This window comes from Stenotrophomonas sp. YJH_SMC_122 (assembly GCF_059369535.1).
Genome location: NZ_JCAFST010000002.1, coordinates 157,900 through 174,274 on the forward strand (window position 1 = coordinate 157,900; position 16,375 = coordinate 174,274).

The following is a 16,375-nucleotide window of genomic DNA, read 5'->3' on the forward strand; positions in this document are numbered from 1 at the left end:
AGCCTCAGGGCACGGTCACCGCAGGCGCATAAAGATCGGCAATGCGTGGAATGAACTGCTGCGGATTGGCACCGACAAGATTGGTCAGCACCACTACCGCCACGCCGCGCTCGGGATAGACCACGAAGGCCGAGCGCGCACCGCCGATACCGGCCACCTGAAGGTCGGGCGATGCGCGTAGTACCGCCCAGCCACCCGCCCACGGGCCGGCACGGCCATCAGCGAGGCGCTCTGCGCTCCACATCCGCCGCAGGGCCGTTTCCGGCAGCAGGCGGCCTTCGGTCAGCGCGGCCAGCCAGCGCGCGGTGTCGTCGGCGGTGGTGAGGATGCCGCCACCGGCCCAGAGCGAAGGCGGTATGTCGTAGAACCAGTGCGACAGGCGGGACGGTGCATCCGCAGCATCGGTGGCACGCGGGGCCAGGCTGTACATCGTTGCCGCGTCCGGAATCAGGTCGTAGCTGTCGCCGAAGGTGGTGCGGGCCATGCGCGCGCTGCTGAACTGGCGCGTGGCCAGGAAACGTTCGTAGGACATACCGGATTGCTTCGCGATGATCCGTGCCAGCAGTACATAGTTGGTCTGGTTGTAGGCGAAGCGCTGCCCGGGCGCTGCTTCGAGTGGCCGGGTCGTCACCGCCGCCCATGCCTGTGCTTCGGAGCCACCGCCCAGCAGTCCGTTCGCATCAAGGATGTCCGGAAGGCCTGAGGTATGTGCCAGCAACTGGTGCACGCGCACGTCTTTCCACGCTGGTGGAAGATCATCCAGGTAACGCGAGGCCGGCGCGTCCAGATCCAGTCGGCCCTCCTGCGCCAACTGCGCAGCCGCCACGCCGGTGAATGCCTTGGTGGCCGAGTTGAGCGGGAAGCGGGTGTGGCGCGAGGCAAGCACGCCGTTCTCGACGTTGGCCAGGCCGTAGGCTTCGGACAGCACGATCTGCCCGTCCTTGACCACCGCGACCTGCAGCCCGGGGATGCGCTGCTCCAGCATGATCTGGCGGATCAGGCGGCGGGTCTGGTCATTGGCCTGGTCCTGGCTGGCAGAGACGGCGGTGAAGGGCAGGGCACTGATGAGCATGAGCACGACTCGGAGCGTTGGACGGAACATGCGGAATTCCAGCGGGCGTTGCGGATCGGATGCGGACGCCGCGCCAAAGGTTTAAGAGCTCTGCGCCCCTACCGTTCGTCGGCCCATGACTTCCGGGGGGTTGACTACAGCTGTCGTCAAGCTGACAGTGACGACACGTGTAGTCAAGGGAGTGGTGTCATGCGTGGCAAGACCATCGGGGACCAGGAACTGGCCCTGCTGCAGTACATCGATGAACATGCGCCGGCCAGCGTCGGCGAGGTCGCCAGTGGCTACGGAGAGGTCCGTGGCCTGGCCCGTTCCACCGTGCTGACGATGATGGAGCGGCTGCGGGCGAAGGGGTATCTGCAGCGCCGGCAGCAGGACGGCGTCTACCGCTACCAAGCCACCCGTGGCCCGCAGAGCGTGCTGCAGGGCGCCGTGGCCCAGTTCGTCGACAACACCCTGCAGGGCTCGGTGTCGCCGTTCGTGGCCTATCTGTCGCAGCGGCAGCAGGTCAGCGACAACGAGCTGGCCGAGCTGGAAGCGCTGGTCGCCCAACTCCAATCGCGTCGCCACGAGGGCTGAGCCATGGACACCACGATGCTGATCCCGATGCTGGAACGGTTGGGCTGGACGAGCCTGCAGACCGTGCTGCTGGTGGCCCTGGTGTACGGCCTGTGCCGCGCGCTGCCGTCGCTGCCGGCGGCGACCCGCTGCCGCCTGTGGTGGCTGGTCTCGCTGCAGGCCGTGCTCGGCCTGTTCTGGAGCCAGCCGTTGCAGCTGGCCTGGCTGCCGGCGCCGCAGGCGGTGGCGATGAGCGCGACCGATGTGGCCGCCGACATGGTCTACCCGCTGGCCCCGGAGGCCTCGGCACAGTTGCTGGCCGCAATGCCGATGCCGGCGCCGGACGTGCCGGCAGTGGCGTGGTGGGCCGTTGCACTGGCTGCGCTGTGGGCATCCGGCGTGCTGCTGATGGCGCTGCGCACCTTCGGTGAGTGGCGCCGCTGCCGCGCACTGCTGGCTGCGGCCTATCCCTGCGGGGACCAGGCGCTGGTGCAGGCCCTGCAGCTGGCTTCCGATGCACATGGTGTGCGGCCTGCGCCGCGGTTGTGGATGAGCACGCAGGTGGACGCACCGCAGCTGGTCGGTCCGTTCCGCCCGGTGCTGCTGTTGCCGGCTGGCGACAATGCCCTGCAGGGCGACGCGCTGGACCTGGCCCTGACCCACGAACTGCAGCACCTGCAGCGGCGGGACCTGCAGTGGGGCCTGCTGCCTGCGCTGGCCCAGCACCTGTTCTTCTTCCATCCGCTGCTGCGCCTGTCGGTGCGTGAATATGCGCAAGCGCGCGAAGAAGCGGTGGACGCAGCGGTGGTGGGCCAGCACGCTGCCAGCCGCCAGGCCTATGGCCGACTGTTGCTGCAGCTGGGGGTGGCACCGCAGCCGCACCTGGGCGTGGCCAGTGCCGCACCGGATGCCACCAGCCTCAAGCGTCGCCTGCTCTCGTTGCAGCCACGCCGTGCCTGCCCCCGCATCCTGGCGATGGCGTTGACGGCGGCCGTGGTATTGGTGGGTGTGGCGCCGATGCGGCTGGTCGCTGCGCCGGTACCGCCGGCACCGCCCGCGCCACCGGCGGCACCCAAGGTCGTGGCGCCACCACCGCCGAAGGCTCCCAAGGCTCCGGCCGCACCGCCCTCCGCTGCGGGCGTGCCGGCGGCCCCGGCCGCGCCTGCAGCACCGGCCGCGCCGGCCGAACCCGCTGACGCGACCGGGCCCGACGATGCCGATGTGGCCGAAGTCGACGATGCCACGGGCATGGCCGAAGACGATGAAGGCGCGACGTCGGCCGCCACCTCCATCACCACCTACGGTCGCCTCGACCTGGGCAGGTCGCCCCGGGAGGCCTTCGTTCTGGTTGATGGTGATTCGACCTTCGCCAACGGCGGCATGGATGACGTGACGGTGGCCCGCAGGCAGCTCGGCAAGGGCCCGGCGTTGTGGTTCCGCCAGGGCGACAGGCGCTACGTGGTGCGTGACCCGATGCTGATCCAGACCCTGCAGCGTGCCTACAGCGGTGCCGTAGAGCTGGGCCGCCAGCAGAGCGAACTGGGCCGCCAGCAAAGCGTGCTGGGTCGCCAGCAGGGCGAACTCGGCAGGCAGATGGGTGAAATGGGCCGCCTGCAGGGCGAGGAATCGCGCCGCATCGCACTGATCGCCGCCGAGGCCGCGCGCAGTGCGATGGCCGCGCATGACATCAACCGCGAGGCGGCGGCAGAAGCGGCAAAGGCGGCGCGGGGCGCGACCCACGATGCGGCCGTTGCCCGCGAGGCTGCACGTGACGCCGCCGCACAGGCACGTCGTGCGATGCGGGACGTGGACAACGAAACCGCGCGGGCCAGCCACACCCGCGACATGCAGCGCCTGGCCAGCCAGCAGTCCGAACTGGCCAGCCGCCAGGCAGCGCTTGGCAGCCAGCAGGCCGCGTTGGGCGAGCGCCAGGCACGCGTGCATGCGCAGGCATCGCAGCAGGCGCAGCAGGTGATCGCACGCGCCCTGGCCAGTGGCAAGGCCGAGCGACTCTGATCGGTAGTGCCGGCCGCTGGCCGGCAATGTGGGGTGCCGGCCAGCGGCCGGCACTACCCTGGGCCGATCAACCGCAGCTGGCGCGTTCGATGCGGTTCTGCGCATCCACCTGCACGGTCACGCGGTCCTGGCGGAAGTCCATGGTCACCGCCATGCCCGGCTTGACCACCCGTGCACCGCGCGCGCCGCTGGCGGCCACCAGCTTCTTGATGGTGGCTTCGTCAGCCGTCTTGCCGGTGAAGGCCTCGAGCGCCTCCGGCTTGCATTCGTGCGCGGCGTCGGCCACGGGTGCTGGCGCTGGCGCGGCATCGAGGGCGGTGCTGCTGCCGGCGTGGCTGCAGGCGGCCAGTGGCAGGATGGCAAGCAGGGCAAGCGGATTGAGGCGCATCGTCGGGCTCCAGGCGTGGATGGTGGCGGCAGTGTCACCGCAACCACCGTCAGGGCATGTCAACGCGGCCCCGTGTCATTACTGCGCGACCAGCGCCAGCGTCTCGCGCTCGCGCTGTTCCTCGCGCACCAGCCGCTGCAGCAGCAGGGCAAGGGTCACCACGTCCTGGTGGTTGTGGTCGGCCACCCGGCGCAGGTTCACCGCATCGCCGCCGCGCAGGAAGCGCAGCCATGCACCGGGTGCTTCCGAGCCGGGCAGGTCGTCCTCGCGCACCACGCGCAGCAGCTGGCGTTCGATGGTGGACAGCTTGCAGTTCTCCCAGCTGCCGCGATAGCGACGGCGCGTGGGGTAGAGCAGGTCGACATGGTCCAGTGCGGTGATCGGGTCCGGCTGCCGGGCCAGCCGGTAGCGCGCCTTCAGCAGCGGCGCATCGTAGCTGCGGCCGTTGTAGCTGCAGAACACGGTGGACGGTTGCAGCCAGCGGGCAAAGGTGGCCAGCATCGCGTCCTCGGCGGCCATGGTGGCCATCAGCAACTGGCGGATGCGCAGGCCCTCGCCACGCTGCGGGCACACATGCCAGTCGGCTGCGCCGATCATGAAGGCACGGGTGCCGGTGCCGCCGGCCAGCCCGGTGGTCTCGGTGTCGAAGAACAGCAGATCGCGTGCAGCCACGTGCTGGTCTTCGCGCTTGGCGAAGGCCAGCGACAGCGGCGCGGTTGGGATCGGCTGAGGTTGCAGCGATTCGATCAGGAACAGACCCGGCGCGATCTCCTCGCCCGGCAGCTGGCGATCCTGCGCGCTGGCACGTGCCGGCGTGGCGCCGCTCCGCGTGCGCAGGCCGAGCAGGCGATGCAGGCTGCCCACTTCCGGCCGCCGAAGTGGGGCCGGCGTGGGTGCCGATGTGGCCGCTGCAGCACCCGTGGGCTTGTGGCGGATCTCCTGCTCGACCCAGGCGAACACCGAACGCTCGGCCGGTGGTTGCCGCGCATCGTTGGCGGCCGGTGGTGCCGGTGGCGCAGGGGCAACGTCCGGCGCCGCCGGCGTGGCCGCTTCAGGGTCGCCGGCCTGCTTCCGCAGCAGGCGCAGCTTGTCCAGGCTCAGGCTCACGGGGCCAGCAGCTCCATCGGGTCGCGCGCGGTCACCACCACGTCGGGGACGTGCCGGCAGGCCTCGGCATCGAACAGGTCCAGCACACGCAGCGCCAGCGCACGCGGCGAGGTTTCGTCCTCTTCCTGTGCGGCCAGCACCGGGCCGACACAGGCCGGGCAACCGGCCTTGCAGTCGCAGCGCTGCACCAGCTCGCGCGCGCGTTTCACCAGCTCGGCCTGGCGTTGCCACAACGGCTCGCTGAGGCCGACGCCACCGGGGAAGTTGTCATACAGATACACAGTGGGCACGAATTCCTGCAGCAGTTCGACAACGCCAGGATCACCCTCGCTGCCGCGCAACTGGCCACGGCCGCTCTGGTCGGCGATCGCAAACCAGGAACCATCGCCGTTGCCGACCGACTTCTGCAGGTCGCGCGCATCGGCCATCACCGCCACGGTGGCGACGATGTGCAGCGCATACGCCGCACCGAGGAAGCCATCGAGCGCATCCTGCCTGCTGGCGAACGCGCGCAGCAGCAGTGCCTGCGGCAGCTGCCACCACACTGCGGTGGTGTGCAGTTCCTGGTCGGGCAGGTTCACCGGGCCGTAGCCGATGTTTTCGTGGGTGTAGTAGCGGATCTTCTTGTAGCCGGCCACGCGCCGCACCACGTGCACTTCGCCATGGTGCGAATCACCGCGCCCGGCCACGCCACCATCGAAGCGGTCCAGCACCTTGAGCCTGGTGAAGTCGATGCTGTCGGTGTAGTAATCCACATGCGTGCGGGTGACGTAGGCCTTGCGGCCCTCCCAGTCGAGCGTCTCCACCTGGTAGGGCGTGGACTGCACCATGTGGATGGCGCCTTCGTACAGGGTGAGTGCGGCGGCGGAATAATCGACCTCGGCGATGATCTGCTGGCGGCCGTCGCTGCGGTCGACCACCACGAAGTTGCCGTCGGCCACCGCGCGCAGGCTCACCGCGTTGGCTGGATAGCTGTCGGCGATCCATTCCCAGCGCTCGCCTTCGCGGTGGATGACTTCGGTTTCGGCCAGCGCTTCCAGAAACACTTCCGGATCGATCGGGCCGAAGCCGTCGCCGACCCGGAACGGCAGTTCAAAGGCCGCGCAGCGAATGTGGTCGAACAGGATCAGCGGCTGGTCTGGCGCAATGCGCGCATGTTCGGGCGAGGCTTCGGCGAAGAAGTCCGGATGCCGCACCACGTACTGGTCCAGCGGCTGCGAACTGGCCACCATCACCCCCAGCGCGGGCTGCTGGCGGCGACCGGCACGGCCGAAACGCTGCCAGGTGGCGGCCACGCTGCCGGGGTAGCCATTGAGGATGACCACGTCCAGGCTGCCGATATCCACGCCCAGCTCCAGCGCCGAGGTGCTGACGATGCCGTCGATGTTGCCGGCGCGCATCGCACGCTCGGTCTCGCGGCGTTCGGTGGGCAGATAACCGCCGCGGTAGGCGCGGATGCGCGGCGGCTTGCGCGGGTCGTGGTCGAAGATGTCCTTCAGGTACTTGGTCAGCACTTCGACCATCAACCGGGTCTGCGCGAACACCAGGGTCTTCAGCCCGGACTTGATCGCGATGCGGGCGATGCGGTTGCTCTGCGAGCGCGCCGAGGCACGCAGGCCCAGGTCGGGGTTGATCACCGGCGGGTTCCACAGCAGTACCTGCTTCGGCCCGGTGGGCGCGCCGGATTCGGTGACGGCGCTGACCGGTGCCTCGATCAACGCCTCGGCATGCGCCTGCGGGTTGCCGATGGTGGCCGAGCACAGGATGAACTGCGGTTGCACGCCGTAGAACGCGCAGATGCGCTTGAGCCGGCGCAGCACGTTGGTGACGTGGCTGCCGAACACGCCGCGGTAGGTGTGTACTTCGTCGATGACGATGTAGCGCAGGTTCTCGAAGAACTGCGCCCACTTGGTGTGATGCGGCAGGATCGCCTGGTGCAGCATGTCCGGGTTGGACACCACGATGTCGCCATGCAGGCGGATCGCCTGCCGCGCATCGCCGGGGGTGTCGCCGTCGAAGGTGAAGGCCTTGACGCCGAGGTCGCCGGCACGATTGAGTTCCAGCAGCTCGGCCACCTGGTCCTGGGCCAGCGCCTTGGTCGGGAACAGGTACAGCGCCTTGGCCTTGTCCTGCATGGCCGCGCTGACCACCGGCAGCGTGTAGCACAGCGACTTGCCGCTGGCGGTGGGGGTGACGATGGCCACGTGCTCGCCGCGCTGGCTGGCCTCCCAGGCTTCGGCCTGGTGGCTGTAGAGCTGCTCGATGCCACGGGCCTTCAGTGCAGCGGCCAGCGCCGGTGGTACCGAGTCGGGAACGGGCGCGTAGCGGCCTTCACGGCCGGGAATGGCGAAGCTGCCGGTGATGCGGTCCTGGTAGCGGCGCTGCAGGCGCGCACTGAGCAGGGCGCCGTCGCGGGCGGGCAGGCCATCGCGGGTGGCGAGCTTCTGCTCGGCATCGGCGGTGCGCTTGGCGAGTTCGTAGGCCATGGAAGAGGAAGCGGGAACGGATTGCGAGGGGTCACATGGCACCACATCCATGTCTCAGGATGTGAGACACCAGCATGGGAACGCGTGAACCGTTCAGTGCCACGGGTCGGGACGCTGCGCGATGTTTGCGTCAAGCGCGCGACGGCGGAGCATGAACTGCACGGTGCAGACGACGACCTGCACCGCGTGCCAGCCCGATGCCAGCACTGCGAGCACCCCCCAGCCATGGGCAGCCGCCCATGCAGGATCCTGGCGGGGCGGCGGTATTCCGCCAGCGCCGAACACGAGCACGCACAGGAGCAGGCCCAGCCATGCCAGATGCCACGACCCTCCTGTGGGCGGATAGCGCCGTCGGTCGCTGGCCAGGCACCATGCCGTCCCTGCGCCCAGCACCCATCCATCACAGGCGCGCACTTCCAGCACCATCGAGCGTCCGCGGGAGAATGCCGCAGCGTGCTCCCATTCCGCTGGAAGCTGCACACGGCGGTCATTGCCGAGCAACCACACCCGCGAAGTCTGGGCAATGCGCTGGTAAGCGCGCAGGCGTCCGCGAACCTGCAGTACGCGCTGAGCCGTCGCGGGGCTGTTGCGGCGAGGGAGTGCCAGCCAGGCCGCCAGCCCGGCGATGGCGAGCAACGGCATGGCCAGCAGCCCTGGGGCGCCAGCGGCCGCCCATGACGCCAGTGCGGCAATCACCAGCGGGGAAGGGCGCAGGCCGGGTCCCCGTCGCATCGAAACTTCTTCGGGCGTCTCCAGGCGCTCGCCACAGACGCGGCTGGTGGCTGCATCCGGCCGTGCAGCAGCGATAGTGAAGCCGTTGAGACATACCACCACGGCCGCGCGTTTGCCCAACACCACTTCGGCTTCATTGTCTTCCGCGAGGTAGGGCCACGCCTGCTTTGGCACCAGTGCGGGAACGCCACCCAGCAGGCCTTCACCGACCGGGAAGCTGTTCCGGCACGCACCGCCGGTGAATGCTCCACGCAGCCGCTTTATCTGGTCGTCATGGTCGCAGCCGGCCAATGCGCGCAACGGTGCCAGTGCCCTGTGTTCGTCCGCGCCCAGCGTACGCAGCGTGCTGCTCCGGCGCAGCGAAGCCATGCCTGCGTGGACACGTGATGTCCATTCGGCAACGGCCGCGATGACCATCAGGGGCACGATTGCCAAACCAACCAGTACTGCTGCGCGCGACATCAGCAGGCGACCGGCTGCCGTGGCGGGATTGTGGAGGGAGCTGTCATGAGGGAGCGCCGTACCGGGAGAACGGCAGGATGCCGTCCCCGCCCCCCGGGGGGAATGAAGTTCATTGCAAACTTCGGTGTCCCGGCCGCGCAGCGATGATGCGCGACACAGCCTGAATGCCCCCGCCGTTGCCAACGAAATCTGAAGCCGGCATCCGTATGCTTGAGCGCTGGACGCAACCAACAGGGTGGATGGCTGTGGCACGACGTGGAACGCAGGGAGCACTCCTGGCCGGCATGCTGCTGGCCGGCATCGCACAGGCGCAGCAGGCCGCGCCGGTGGCGGTGCCCGATCCTGCACCCGTTCCCCCTGCAGATGCGCCGCCCGCCCCCACCGCACCGATCTCCACCACCTTGCCGCAGGACAACGTCACCACCCTCGGCGAAGTGCGTGCGCTCAAGCCCGATGACGAGCCGCTGGACCTGTACCGCTTCAAGAACCCGGTGAAGTTCGGCGATAACCGCTTCAGCCGCGACTGGAGCGAACCGCCATCGCCGGAGCAGGTCAGCATGGGCGGTGGCTACATCATGATGGGCGTGGTCAAGGGTGTGCTGGCGGCAGCCAAAGGCATCAACAAACTTACCGGCGGGCCGGACCAGATCCAGGCGGCCGTGGCGCGGCCACCGCCAGAGCTCAGTGCCGAACAGCAGCAGCGCGCGCTGCGGTTCTCACAGGAGCAGGATGCCGGCGACACAGCGCCAGTAAAGTAGGCCGGTATATCCTGCGGGCTCCCCCACCGGTAATGCTGTCATGTCCCTGCGTTCATTCTGCCTGCTGGCCGCGTTGCTGCCGGCCTCCGCCTTCGCGTCCGATATCGCCGATGGCGGCGCCTGCCGCAACGGCGCATTCCCCTCCGAGCAGAGCGGGTTCGCGCTGGCGCGCGTGGTCGACGCCCCGCGCCTGTACCTGCTCGGCGACATGGATGGCTGCCCCGCCAAGGGCGAACCGGCCTGCCGCCAGCGCAGCTATGTGGTCAACGGCGATACGGTGGTGACCGGTCGCGACCTGGGCCGTTACCGCTGCGCGTTCTTCCCGAACAAGGTGGGCGGCAGCGCCGGCTGGGTCGACCGCAGCAGGCTGCAACCGTTGCCGGTGGCCGTGCCCACGCTGCAGGACTGGACGGGCCACTGGAAAGATGGCGACAACGGCCTGCGCATCACCGTGCAGGGTGGACAACTGCATGTGGATGGCGACGCTTACTGGCCCTCGGCCAACCCCACGCCGGAACAGCGCCCGTATGGGCCGAACCTGGGCCAGGTGGAAGCGCGTGCCATACCGCAGGGTGCCGATGTCGAGTTCGCCGAGGACACGTGCCGGGTGCGTGTGCACTCGCTGGGTGAGGTGCTGATCGTGGCCGACAACAGCGAATGCGGTGGCATGAACGTGCGCTTCAATGGCGTGTACCGGCGCGCGGGAACGCGTTGACCCCGCCGAAAGACGCCGCCAAGGTTGGCGTCCATCAGGGCAACCGGCCAGTAGATCCGCGCCATGCGTGGATGCCGCCCGCGATCCCATCGTCGCGGTCAGCGCCGCCGCTCCAACCACCACAGCAGCGATGCGCACAGCACAAACGCCAGCCACCACGGCCAGCGCGATCCCGGCACGGGTTGCATCACCGACGCGGTTGCCGGGGAGCTGCCCGCCAGCGCTCGCGTGGTTGCATCGATCATTGCCTGCCGATGCAGCGCGGGCGCGTCCTTCGGGTCGAATGCATAGCGCCAGACGGCAGCGTCACCGTGCTGCAGGCGCTGCCAACCCGCCTCGCGCGGCCACCAGCCCGCGCAACGCAGGTCTGACGTCGCGCCATCGACGATCAGCGGCGTGCCTTCGCCGCGTGCGTTGAAGGCCTGCAGTGGTGCCTGCACACCGCACAGCGCCTGCCGTTCGCCCGCCCAGCTGATCGGCTGTGGCGACCACAGCGCCTCACCGCTGCCCTGCGCCCGCGCCAGCGTGGCAACCACGCCGCTCCACAGTTCGCCGTGGCGGTCATCGCGGCCGGCCAGCACCCAGCGCCAGCTGTCGGTGATGGGCAGCAGGCCGATGCGGCCTTTGCCGGCAGCGCGCCAGCCACCGACAGCCTTGCCGGTGCGATCGTGCAGCAGCGCGTTGCTGCCAGGTACCTGCAGCGCCAGTGCTTCCAGTGTGGGCAGCGCGGCGTCGTGCGAACTGCGGTCTGCCTCCACGCTGTAGCCGGTCGGCAGCGTACCCGCGGCGAGCGGGCCACGTCGTGCGGCGAGGACCGCGCTCTCGCCGTCACCGGGAAGTTCGAGGACCTGGCTGCTGCCATCACCCCGCAGCGGCAGGCCCAGATCGTGCAGGCGCTGGCGCGCGCTGGCCGAAGGGGCGCCCGCACTGCGTACCAGCACGCCCAGTCCCTCGCGCAGCGCCTGCCGCACAGCGGCCAGCTGGGCGGCATTCAATGCCGCCAGGCTGCGCTCGTCCAGCAGCAGCAGATCGCTGCGCGCCAGCGACGCCGCGTCCAGCGGCAAGGCGCCGTCGCCGACGCTCAGGCCGGCACCGGTATCGGCCTGCACCTGCACGCGGATGCCGGCATCGGCTGCCCAGCGGCGCAGGTACTTCAGTTCGGGACCCGGCGCGCTGGCACGCACCTGCAGGCGCAGCGGCGCCGCCGGCAGGGTCTGCTGCGGCACCGGCACGCTGTCCACCACATGGCCGTCGGCATCGAGCAGGCGCAGCTGGAACACGCTGCGGCCTTCGGCCCGGGCGATGCCACTGAGCTGCACGCGGCCGTCGTCGGCCACCTCCGCGCGATCGACCACGCTGCCGGCGGGGTCGAGCAGTTCCGCCTTTGCCCTGGCAACGCCGCGCGCCTGCGCCCATACCTCGAAGCGTGCGCCGGGCGCACTGTCGGCCGGTGGCTGCAAGGCGACCCAGCCGCGCGGCGGTGCCGCCGGCTGCCAACGTACGTCGCGTGGCAGTACCGCATCGCGATCGCGTGCGACCAGGCCGGCACCGACCAGGGTGAGCGTGGAGGCCGGATGCTGCCGCAGCGCGGTGGCCAGGTCGGGTACGCGCTTTGCGCCGGGCACATCGGCAGCTTCCGGCAACAGCCACAGCGAACCTGCGCTGGCCGGGAACGCGCCGGCCTTGCCGGCATCGATTCCCAGCACAACCAGCCCGGCTGCGGGTTGCTGGCGGGTGGGCGGCACCAGGCAGAAATACAGCAGCGTGGCGACGATGACCTGCAGCCCGATCACCCCCCAGCGGCGGCCACGGTGCGCGGTGTTGCCGCGCGACTGGCGAACGCTGGCGATCGCCACGATCACAGCGAGTGCCAAGGCGATCCACAGGTTCAGGCCGGACGGGTTCATGGCTGCGCCTCCAGCGCGTCCAGGTAGCGCTGGCCCATCGCATCGGCGGCACTGCGCCGCATCGCCTGCGGCAGTGGACGCTGCAGCGCCCGCCACAACTGAGCGCGCAGGCGCTGGCGGCAGTCGCGGCAACCGGGCTCGATGCGCAGCTGCTCGATGGCGGCAGCCAGATCCAGCGCATCGGGCAGGTAGGCGGCATTGCGCTGCTGCCAGGCAGCGAGTGCGTCGAGGTCGGGCGCGCTGGTGTCATCACCGAGGCGCTGCCAGGCTTCGATGATGGCCCGGTCGGTCGGCGTGCGTGCGGCCAGCGGCAGTTCGCGACTGGCCAGTCCGGTGCGATCGCCGCCCAGCCGACGGCCTTCATCGATCGGCGGCAGCTCCGGCCCCACCCGCGCCAGATAGATGCGTTCGGCCTGCTGCACCTGCTTGATGAACCCCAGTGCCTTGTAGGCGAACGGCAGCGCCTGCTCCGGACGGCCCTGGCGCAGCTCGCCTTCGGCCGACCACATCTGGTCCAGCGCGGCCTTCAGCGTGGCCCGGGTCTGCGGGTCGAGCAGGGTCGCGGCCTCGGCATGGTCATGGGTATGACCGTATTCGGAGAGCACATCGGTGGCGCTGCCGAACACCGGTGGGGCATCGGCATTGGACGCTTTGCCGCCGTGATCGTGGCCATGCTCATCGTGTGCTCCGGCCTCGACGCCATGGTCGTGCTCGTGCTCGTCGTCGCGGTTGCCTGCAGCTGGCGCATCGCTGGTGGGCAGGTCGCTGGTCGGCGGCGGCTTCGGTGCGCCTTCGCTTTCCTCACCCAGGAACTGGCCGTAGCGCAGACGCAGGATGCGCTGGTCGACACCGATCGCATCGCTGCGCTTCACGAAGTCCTCGGCGGCGAGGCTGCGCCGCTGCCGGATCAGCGCCTCGGCATCGATGATGATCTGCCGCTGGCTGCGGAAGTAGGCCGGCAGCGTCTTCTTGATGCGGCCTTCCAGCTCGGCACCGAGCGCGACTTCGGTGCTGGGCAGGCGCAGGATCACACTGCTGCTGCGCCCGGCCTGCGGCGTCGGCGCATGGTTGTCGCGCACCTCCAGCTGGGCGATGACATCGCTGCCGGGCTGCGCGCCCAGCGCAGCCAGGTCGAGGGTGTGCGCGAATCGCCGTGCAGTCGCTTCGCCGCTACCGGTGAGGCCGACACTGCGGCGAGCGAAGGTGATGTTCTCGCCGCTGCCTTGGGTAATGGTGATCGACAGCGTTGCCTGCGTGGCCACGGCGTAGTCATCGCTGGCTTCGAACCGCAGCGACCACTGGCGCTGCCCGGGCGTGCCCAGCACCAGGCTGGTGGCGGGCTCCAGCACGCGCACGCTGGGCGCACGATCAGCGACCACATCCAGGCGATGCAGGCGGGTTTGGGCCAGTGCAGGTTCGCTCACCACGCGGTACAGCACAGGCACGCGCGCCACATCCTGCGCCAGCCACTGCCCATCCTGCTCGCTCAGCGGCAGCCGGCGGCCGTCGTGGAATTGAAGCCATGCCTTGTCCGGCGCGCGATCGAAGCGCAACGACCACGACAGCCGGCTGTCGGCGGCGACCTTGGCATCCAGCGCGTTCTGGGTGCGCGTGGCCTGGCCGGTATAGGCCGGTGCGTTGATTCGCAGGCGGGTGGACTGAAGGTGCAGCGGCCCGGCGGCAGCCGTGCTGACAGGCGCCGATGTGCGGGCCGACGCGGAGCCGGGGCCGGAACGTGGCCAGCCGAATGCCAGCGCAGTGATCGCCAGGCCTGCGACCCAGCTCAGGGCCAACGCCTTGCGCGGCCAGCGCGGACGCAGGTCCGGTGTCCCGCGCTCCAGCGTCGCCAGCACATGCGCGCGCTGGCGGTGCTGCAGCGGATTGAGCGTGGCGGCATCGGCGAACAGCAGGTCGGCACTGTCCTCGCTGGCACCACTGGCATCGAGGTGGCGCTGCAACCATTGCGGGTCCAGCTGGCGGGCACGTGCCGTGGCGAGCGCTGCGCAGGCGAGCAGGCTGACCGTGCCGACCACGCAGGCGATATCGAAGCCCACCAGGCGCAGCGCCAGCGTCGTCGCGGCCAGCGCCCACGGCAGGCCCAGCAGCAGGGTGGTGAGTGCACGGCGACGGCGTGCGCGCTGCCAGGCGTGCTGCAGGGTGTTCATGTGGCCACCCTGCGCCGGCGACTGCTGGCCATCCAGCGCTCCAGTGCGAACAGCAGCACGATGGCCAGCAGCAACCACATGGTTGGCTCACGCGCTGGAGGCGCTATGGCGGGCAGGGCGGCCCGGCGTGGTGCCTGGTCCTGTGCATCGCCGCGGCGCGGTGACGCTGGCGGTTGCAGCGCCAGCTGCAGGGCACGCGGCAACTGCGGGTCGCGCAGCGCAGCGTTGCCTGAGGCATCCCAGTCGCCGGGCAGTGACAGCAGGACACCGTGGCCGATGCGCTGCTGCCACAGCAGTGGCGTGCCGTCGGCGTTGCGCAGCAGGATGCCGGCGTCGCCAGCAGGCTTGCCGGCGCTCACTGCACGACCGCCGTCGCGCAGCCATGCCTGCCAGCTTGCCGGCAGTGCATCGCTGCGGCTCCATACGCCGATCTCGCCGCGTTCGGGCAGGGCACCGGCCGACAGAGGAGAGAGCGGCGCCGGCATGCCCCACGCGCGCTGCAGTGCGTTCACCCAGTGCTGGGCGGCGGCCGGCGCGCCGCTGTGCACGCGCAGGCGCGGCACCGTCGCGGCACTCGGTTGCGGAGTGGCCGGTACCGGTTGCGGCCGCCACTGCACTTCGCGCGACAGCTGCAGGCGGGCGCCGTCCAGACCGGGCAGGGGATCGGGAACGTGCACGGTCAACGCGGTGCCCGTGGGCAGCTGTGCGTCCAGCTCGCGCAGCAGGCTGGGCAGCGATGCGCTGGACGCAGGTGGTGCGTGATCGATAGCGGGGAAGCCGGGTGCCAGCCAGTGCCAGTTGCCCGCTTCGGCACTCCCGCGCAGTGCGGCGGCGTCCAATCCGGGAGCCACTACCGTCCACGCGGTGGGGACGGGAGCGGGGCCGGTCAATGCAGGGCGTGCCAGCAGCAAGGCCAATGCAGCCAGCAGCAACAGGCGCATCAGCAGCAACGGCCAGTCATCGAAGCGGATGCGCTGGCGCGGACGGATCTGTGCGCGCAGCCAGCGCAGCGCGGCGAAATCCAGCGGCGTGTACGGATGGCGCCGGGCCAGGTGGATCAGCAGCGGCAGCAAGCCTGCAGCGAGCGCGGTCAGGCCCAACGGGAACAGCAGGGTCATGCACCGCCCCCACGACCGAACAGCGCCTGCAGTGCCTGGTCCAGCGGCTGGTCGAGCCAGCCGGTGGCACTGGCGATGCCACTGGCCTGCAGGCGCGACCGCAATGCGTTGCGTGCGTCAGCGAAGCGCTGCAGGTAGTCGGTGCGGATCGCCGCGCCATCGCCCAGCAGTTCCTCGCCGGTCTCCGGATCGCGGAAGCGATGGCCTGCGTCGAACGGGAAGTCGCGCTCGTCGGCGGTCAGGATCTGCAGCAGTGCCACTTCACGGCGTGCGCTGGCCAGTTGCTCCAGCAGCACGATGCAGGCCGCGTCGAAGCCATCACCAATCGCCAGCAGCAGGTCGCCCGGGCGCACGCGCTCCCACAGCGGGCGCAGTCGATCAGCCGCAGGCCAGGCGCCGCGTGCCTGCAGGGCATGCAGCTGCAGATGCACGCGGTCACGCTGGCGTGCGCCGTTCGCTGCCGGCACCAACTGCAGTCCATCGCCATTGATCGCCAGCAGGCCGAAACGGTCGCCCTGCTGCAGGGCCAGTTCCACCAGGCAGACGGCCACGCCGCGCATGTGATCCAGGCGCGTGCGCTGCGGTGCCGCGCGATCGGCCTGGCCGGCCGAGGCGGTGGCATCGAGCAGCAGCCAGACCGTGATCGGGCTTTCGCGTTCGGATTCGCGCACGAAGAAGCGGTCCGAGCGTGCATACAGCTTCCAGTCGATCTGGCGCAGCTCATCGCCTGGTTCGTAGGCACGGTACTGGGCGAATTCGAGGCCGGCACCGCGGCTGCGGCTGGCGTGCTGGCCGATGCCACTGGCGCCGCTGGCCAGGCGTGGCCGCAGCCGCAGCAGGCGCAGGCGCGCACGCAGTTCCGGCGGCAACGTCAGGGCGGCAGCTGCGTTCACG

At 69.9% G+C, this 16,375-nt stretch carries 13 protein-coding genes; 4 read left to right on the plus strand and 9 right to left on the minus strand.

All coding sequences use genetic code 11. From position 1 onward, the window contains the following. Nucleotides 1-4: 4 nt before the first annotated feature. The gene (locus tag AC5P66_RS04245; protein ID WP_099496110.1) at nucleotides 5-1,072 is read right to left on the minus strand and encodes a serine hydrolase domain-containing protein; all 1,068 of its coding nucleotides are present in this window, start codon (nucleotides 1,070-1,072) and stop codon (nucleotides 5-7) included. A 189-nt stretch (nucleotides 1,073-1,261) separates the two neighbouring features. Between AC5P66_RS04245 and AC5P66_RS04250 the strand changes: the two genes are divergently transcribed. Together AC5P66_RS04250 and AC5P66_RS04255 are read left to right on the plus strand one after the other, a co-directional pair. Next, the gene (locus tag AC5P66_RS04250) at nucleotides 1,262-1,648 is read left to right on the plus strand and encodes a BlaI/MecI/CopY family transcriptional regulator (RefSeq protein WP_049416106.1); all 387 of its coding nucleotides are present in this window, start codon (nucleotides 1,262-1,264) and stop codon (nucleotides 1,646-1,648) included. 3 nt (nucleotides 1,649-1,651) lie between these two features. Then, entirely contained in the window at nucleotides 1,652-3,643 is a 1,992-nt protein-coding gene (locus AC5P66_RS04255) for a M56 family metallopeptidase (RefSeq protein WP_099496060.1), read from the plus strand. Between the two features lie 67 nt (nucleotides 3,644-3,710). On the opposite strand, the gene AC5P66_RS04260 is transcribed toward AC5P66_RS04255, so the two are convergent. The 4 genes from AC5P66_RS04260 to AC5P66_RS04275 form a co-directional block, all read right to left on the minus strand. Then, nucleotides 3,711-4,031, minus strand: coding sequence for an I78 family peptidase inhibitor (locus AC5P66_RS04260; protein ID WP_049416109.1), 321 nt, complete (start codon nucleotides 4,029-4,031; stop codon nucleotides 3,711-3,713). A gap of 78 nt (nucleotides 4,032-4,109) precedes the next feature. Continuing rightward, entirely contained in the window at nucleotides 4,110-5,138 is a 1,029-nt protein-coding gene (locus tag AC5P66_RS04265; protein WP_099496061.1) for a ribonuclease H-like domain-containing protein, read from the minus strand. Continuing rightward, complete coding sequence (locus AC5P66_RS04270) at nucleotides 5,135-7,624, minus strand: DEAD/DEAH box helicase (protein WP_100479087.1); 2,490 nt, start codon at nucleotides 7,622-7,624, stop codon at nucleotides 5,135-5,137. The genes AC5P66_RS04265 and AC5P66_RS04270 overlap by 4 nt, the downstream gene beginning before the upstream one ends. Nucleotides 7,625-7,717: 93 nt before the next feature. Next, entirely contained in the window at nucleotides 7,718-8,818 is a 1,101-nt protein-coding gene (locus AC5P66_RS04275) for a hypothetical protein (RefSeq protein WP_099496063.1), read from the minus strand. Between the two features lie 239 nt (nucleotides 8,819-9,057). Here AC5P66_RS04275 and AC5P66_RS04280 point away from each other — a divergent pair, with 239 nt between their 5' ends. Together AC5P66_RS04280 and AC5P66_RS04285 are read left to right on the plus strand one after the other, a co-directional pair. After that, entirely contained in the window at nucleotides 9,058-9,576 is a 519-nt protein-coding gene (locus AC5P66_RS04280; RefSeq protein WP_032954720.1) for a hypothetical protein, read from the plus strand. Nucleotides 9,577-9,616: 40 nt separating this feature from the next. Then, nucleotides 9,617-10,291, plus strand: coding sequence for a hypothetical protein (locus tag AC5P66_RS04285; RefSeq protein ID WP_049438725.1), 675 nt, complete (start codon nucleotides 9,617-9,619; stop codon nucleotides 10,289-10,291). Between the two features lie 98 nt (nucleotides 10,292-10,389). On the opposite strand, the gene AC5P66_RS04290 is transcribed toward AC5P66_RS04285, so the two are convergent. The 4 genes from AC5P66_RS04290 to AC5P66_RS04305 are packed head-to-tail and all read right to left on the minus strand — an operon-like array spanning nucleotide 10,390 to nucleotide 16,374. Continuing rightward, nucleotides 10,390-12,198: an amino acid adenylation domain-containing protein gene (locus AC5P66_RS04290; RefSeq protein WP_099496065.1), complete on the minus strand. Its 1,809-nt coding sequence runs from the start codon at nucleotides 12,196-12,198 to the stop codon at nucleotides 10,390-10,392. Further along, a complete protein-coding gene (locus tag AC5P66_RS04295) occupies nucleotides 12,195-14,363 on the minus strand; it encodes a hypothetical protein (RefSeq protein ID WP_495216093.1) in 2,169 nt (722 codons plus the stop codon). The genes AC5P66_RS04290 and AC5P66_RS04295 overlap by 4 nt, the downstream gene beginning before the upstream one ends. Beyond that, entirely contained in the window at nucleotides 14,360-15,481 is a 1,122-nt protein-coding gene (locus AC5P66_RS04300) for a BatA domain-containing protein (RefSeq protein WP_099496067.1), read from the minus strand. Before AC5P66_RS04300 ends, AC5P66_RS04295 begins: the two co-directional genes overlap by 4 nt. Continuing rightward, nucleotides 15,478-16,374 (minus strand): DUF58 domain-containing protein, encoded by an 897-nt coding sequence (locus AC5P66_RS04305; protein ID WP_099496068.1) that lies wholly within the window; start codon nucleotides 16,372-16,374, stop codon nucleotides 15,478-15,480. Before AC5P66_RS04305 ends, AC5P66_RS04300 begins: the two co-directional genes overlap by 4 nt. Between the last annotated feature and the right edge of the window lies 1 nt (nucleotide 16,375).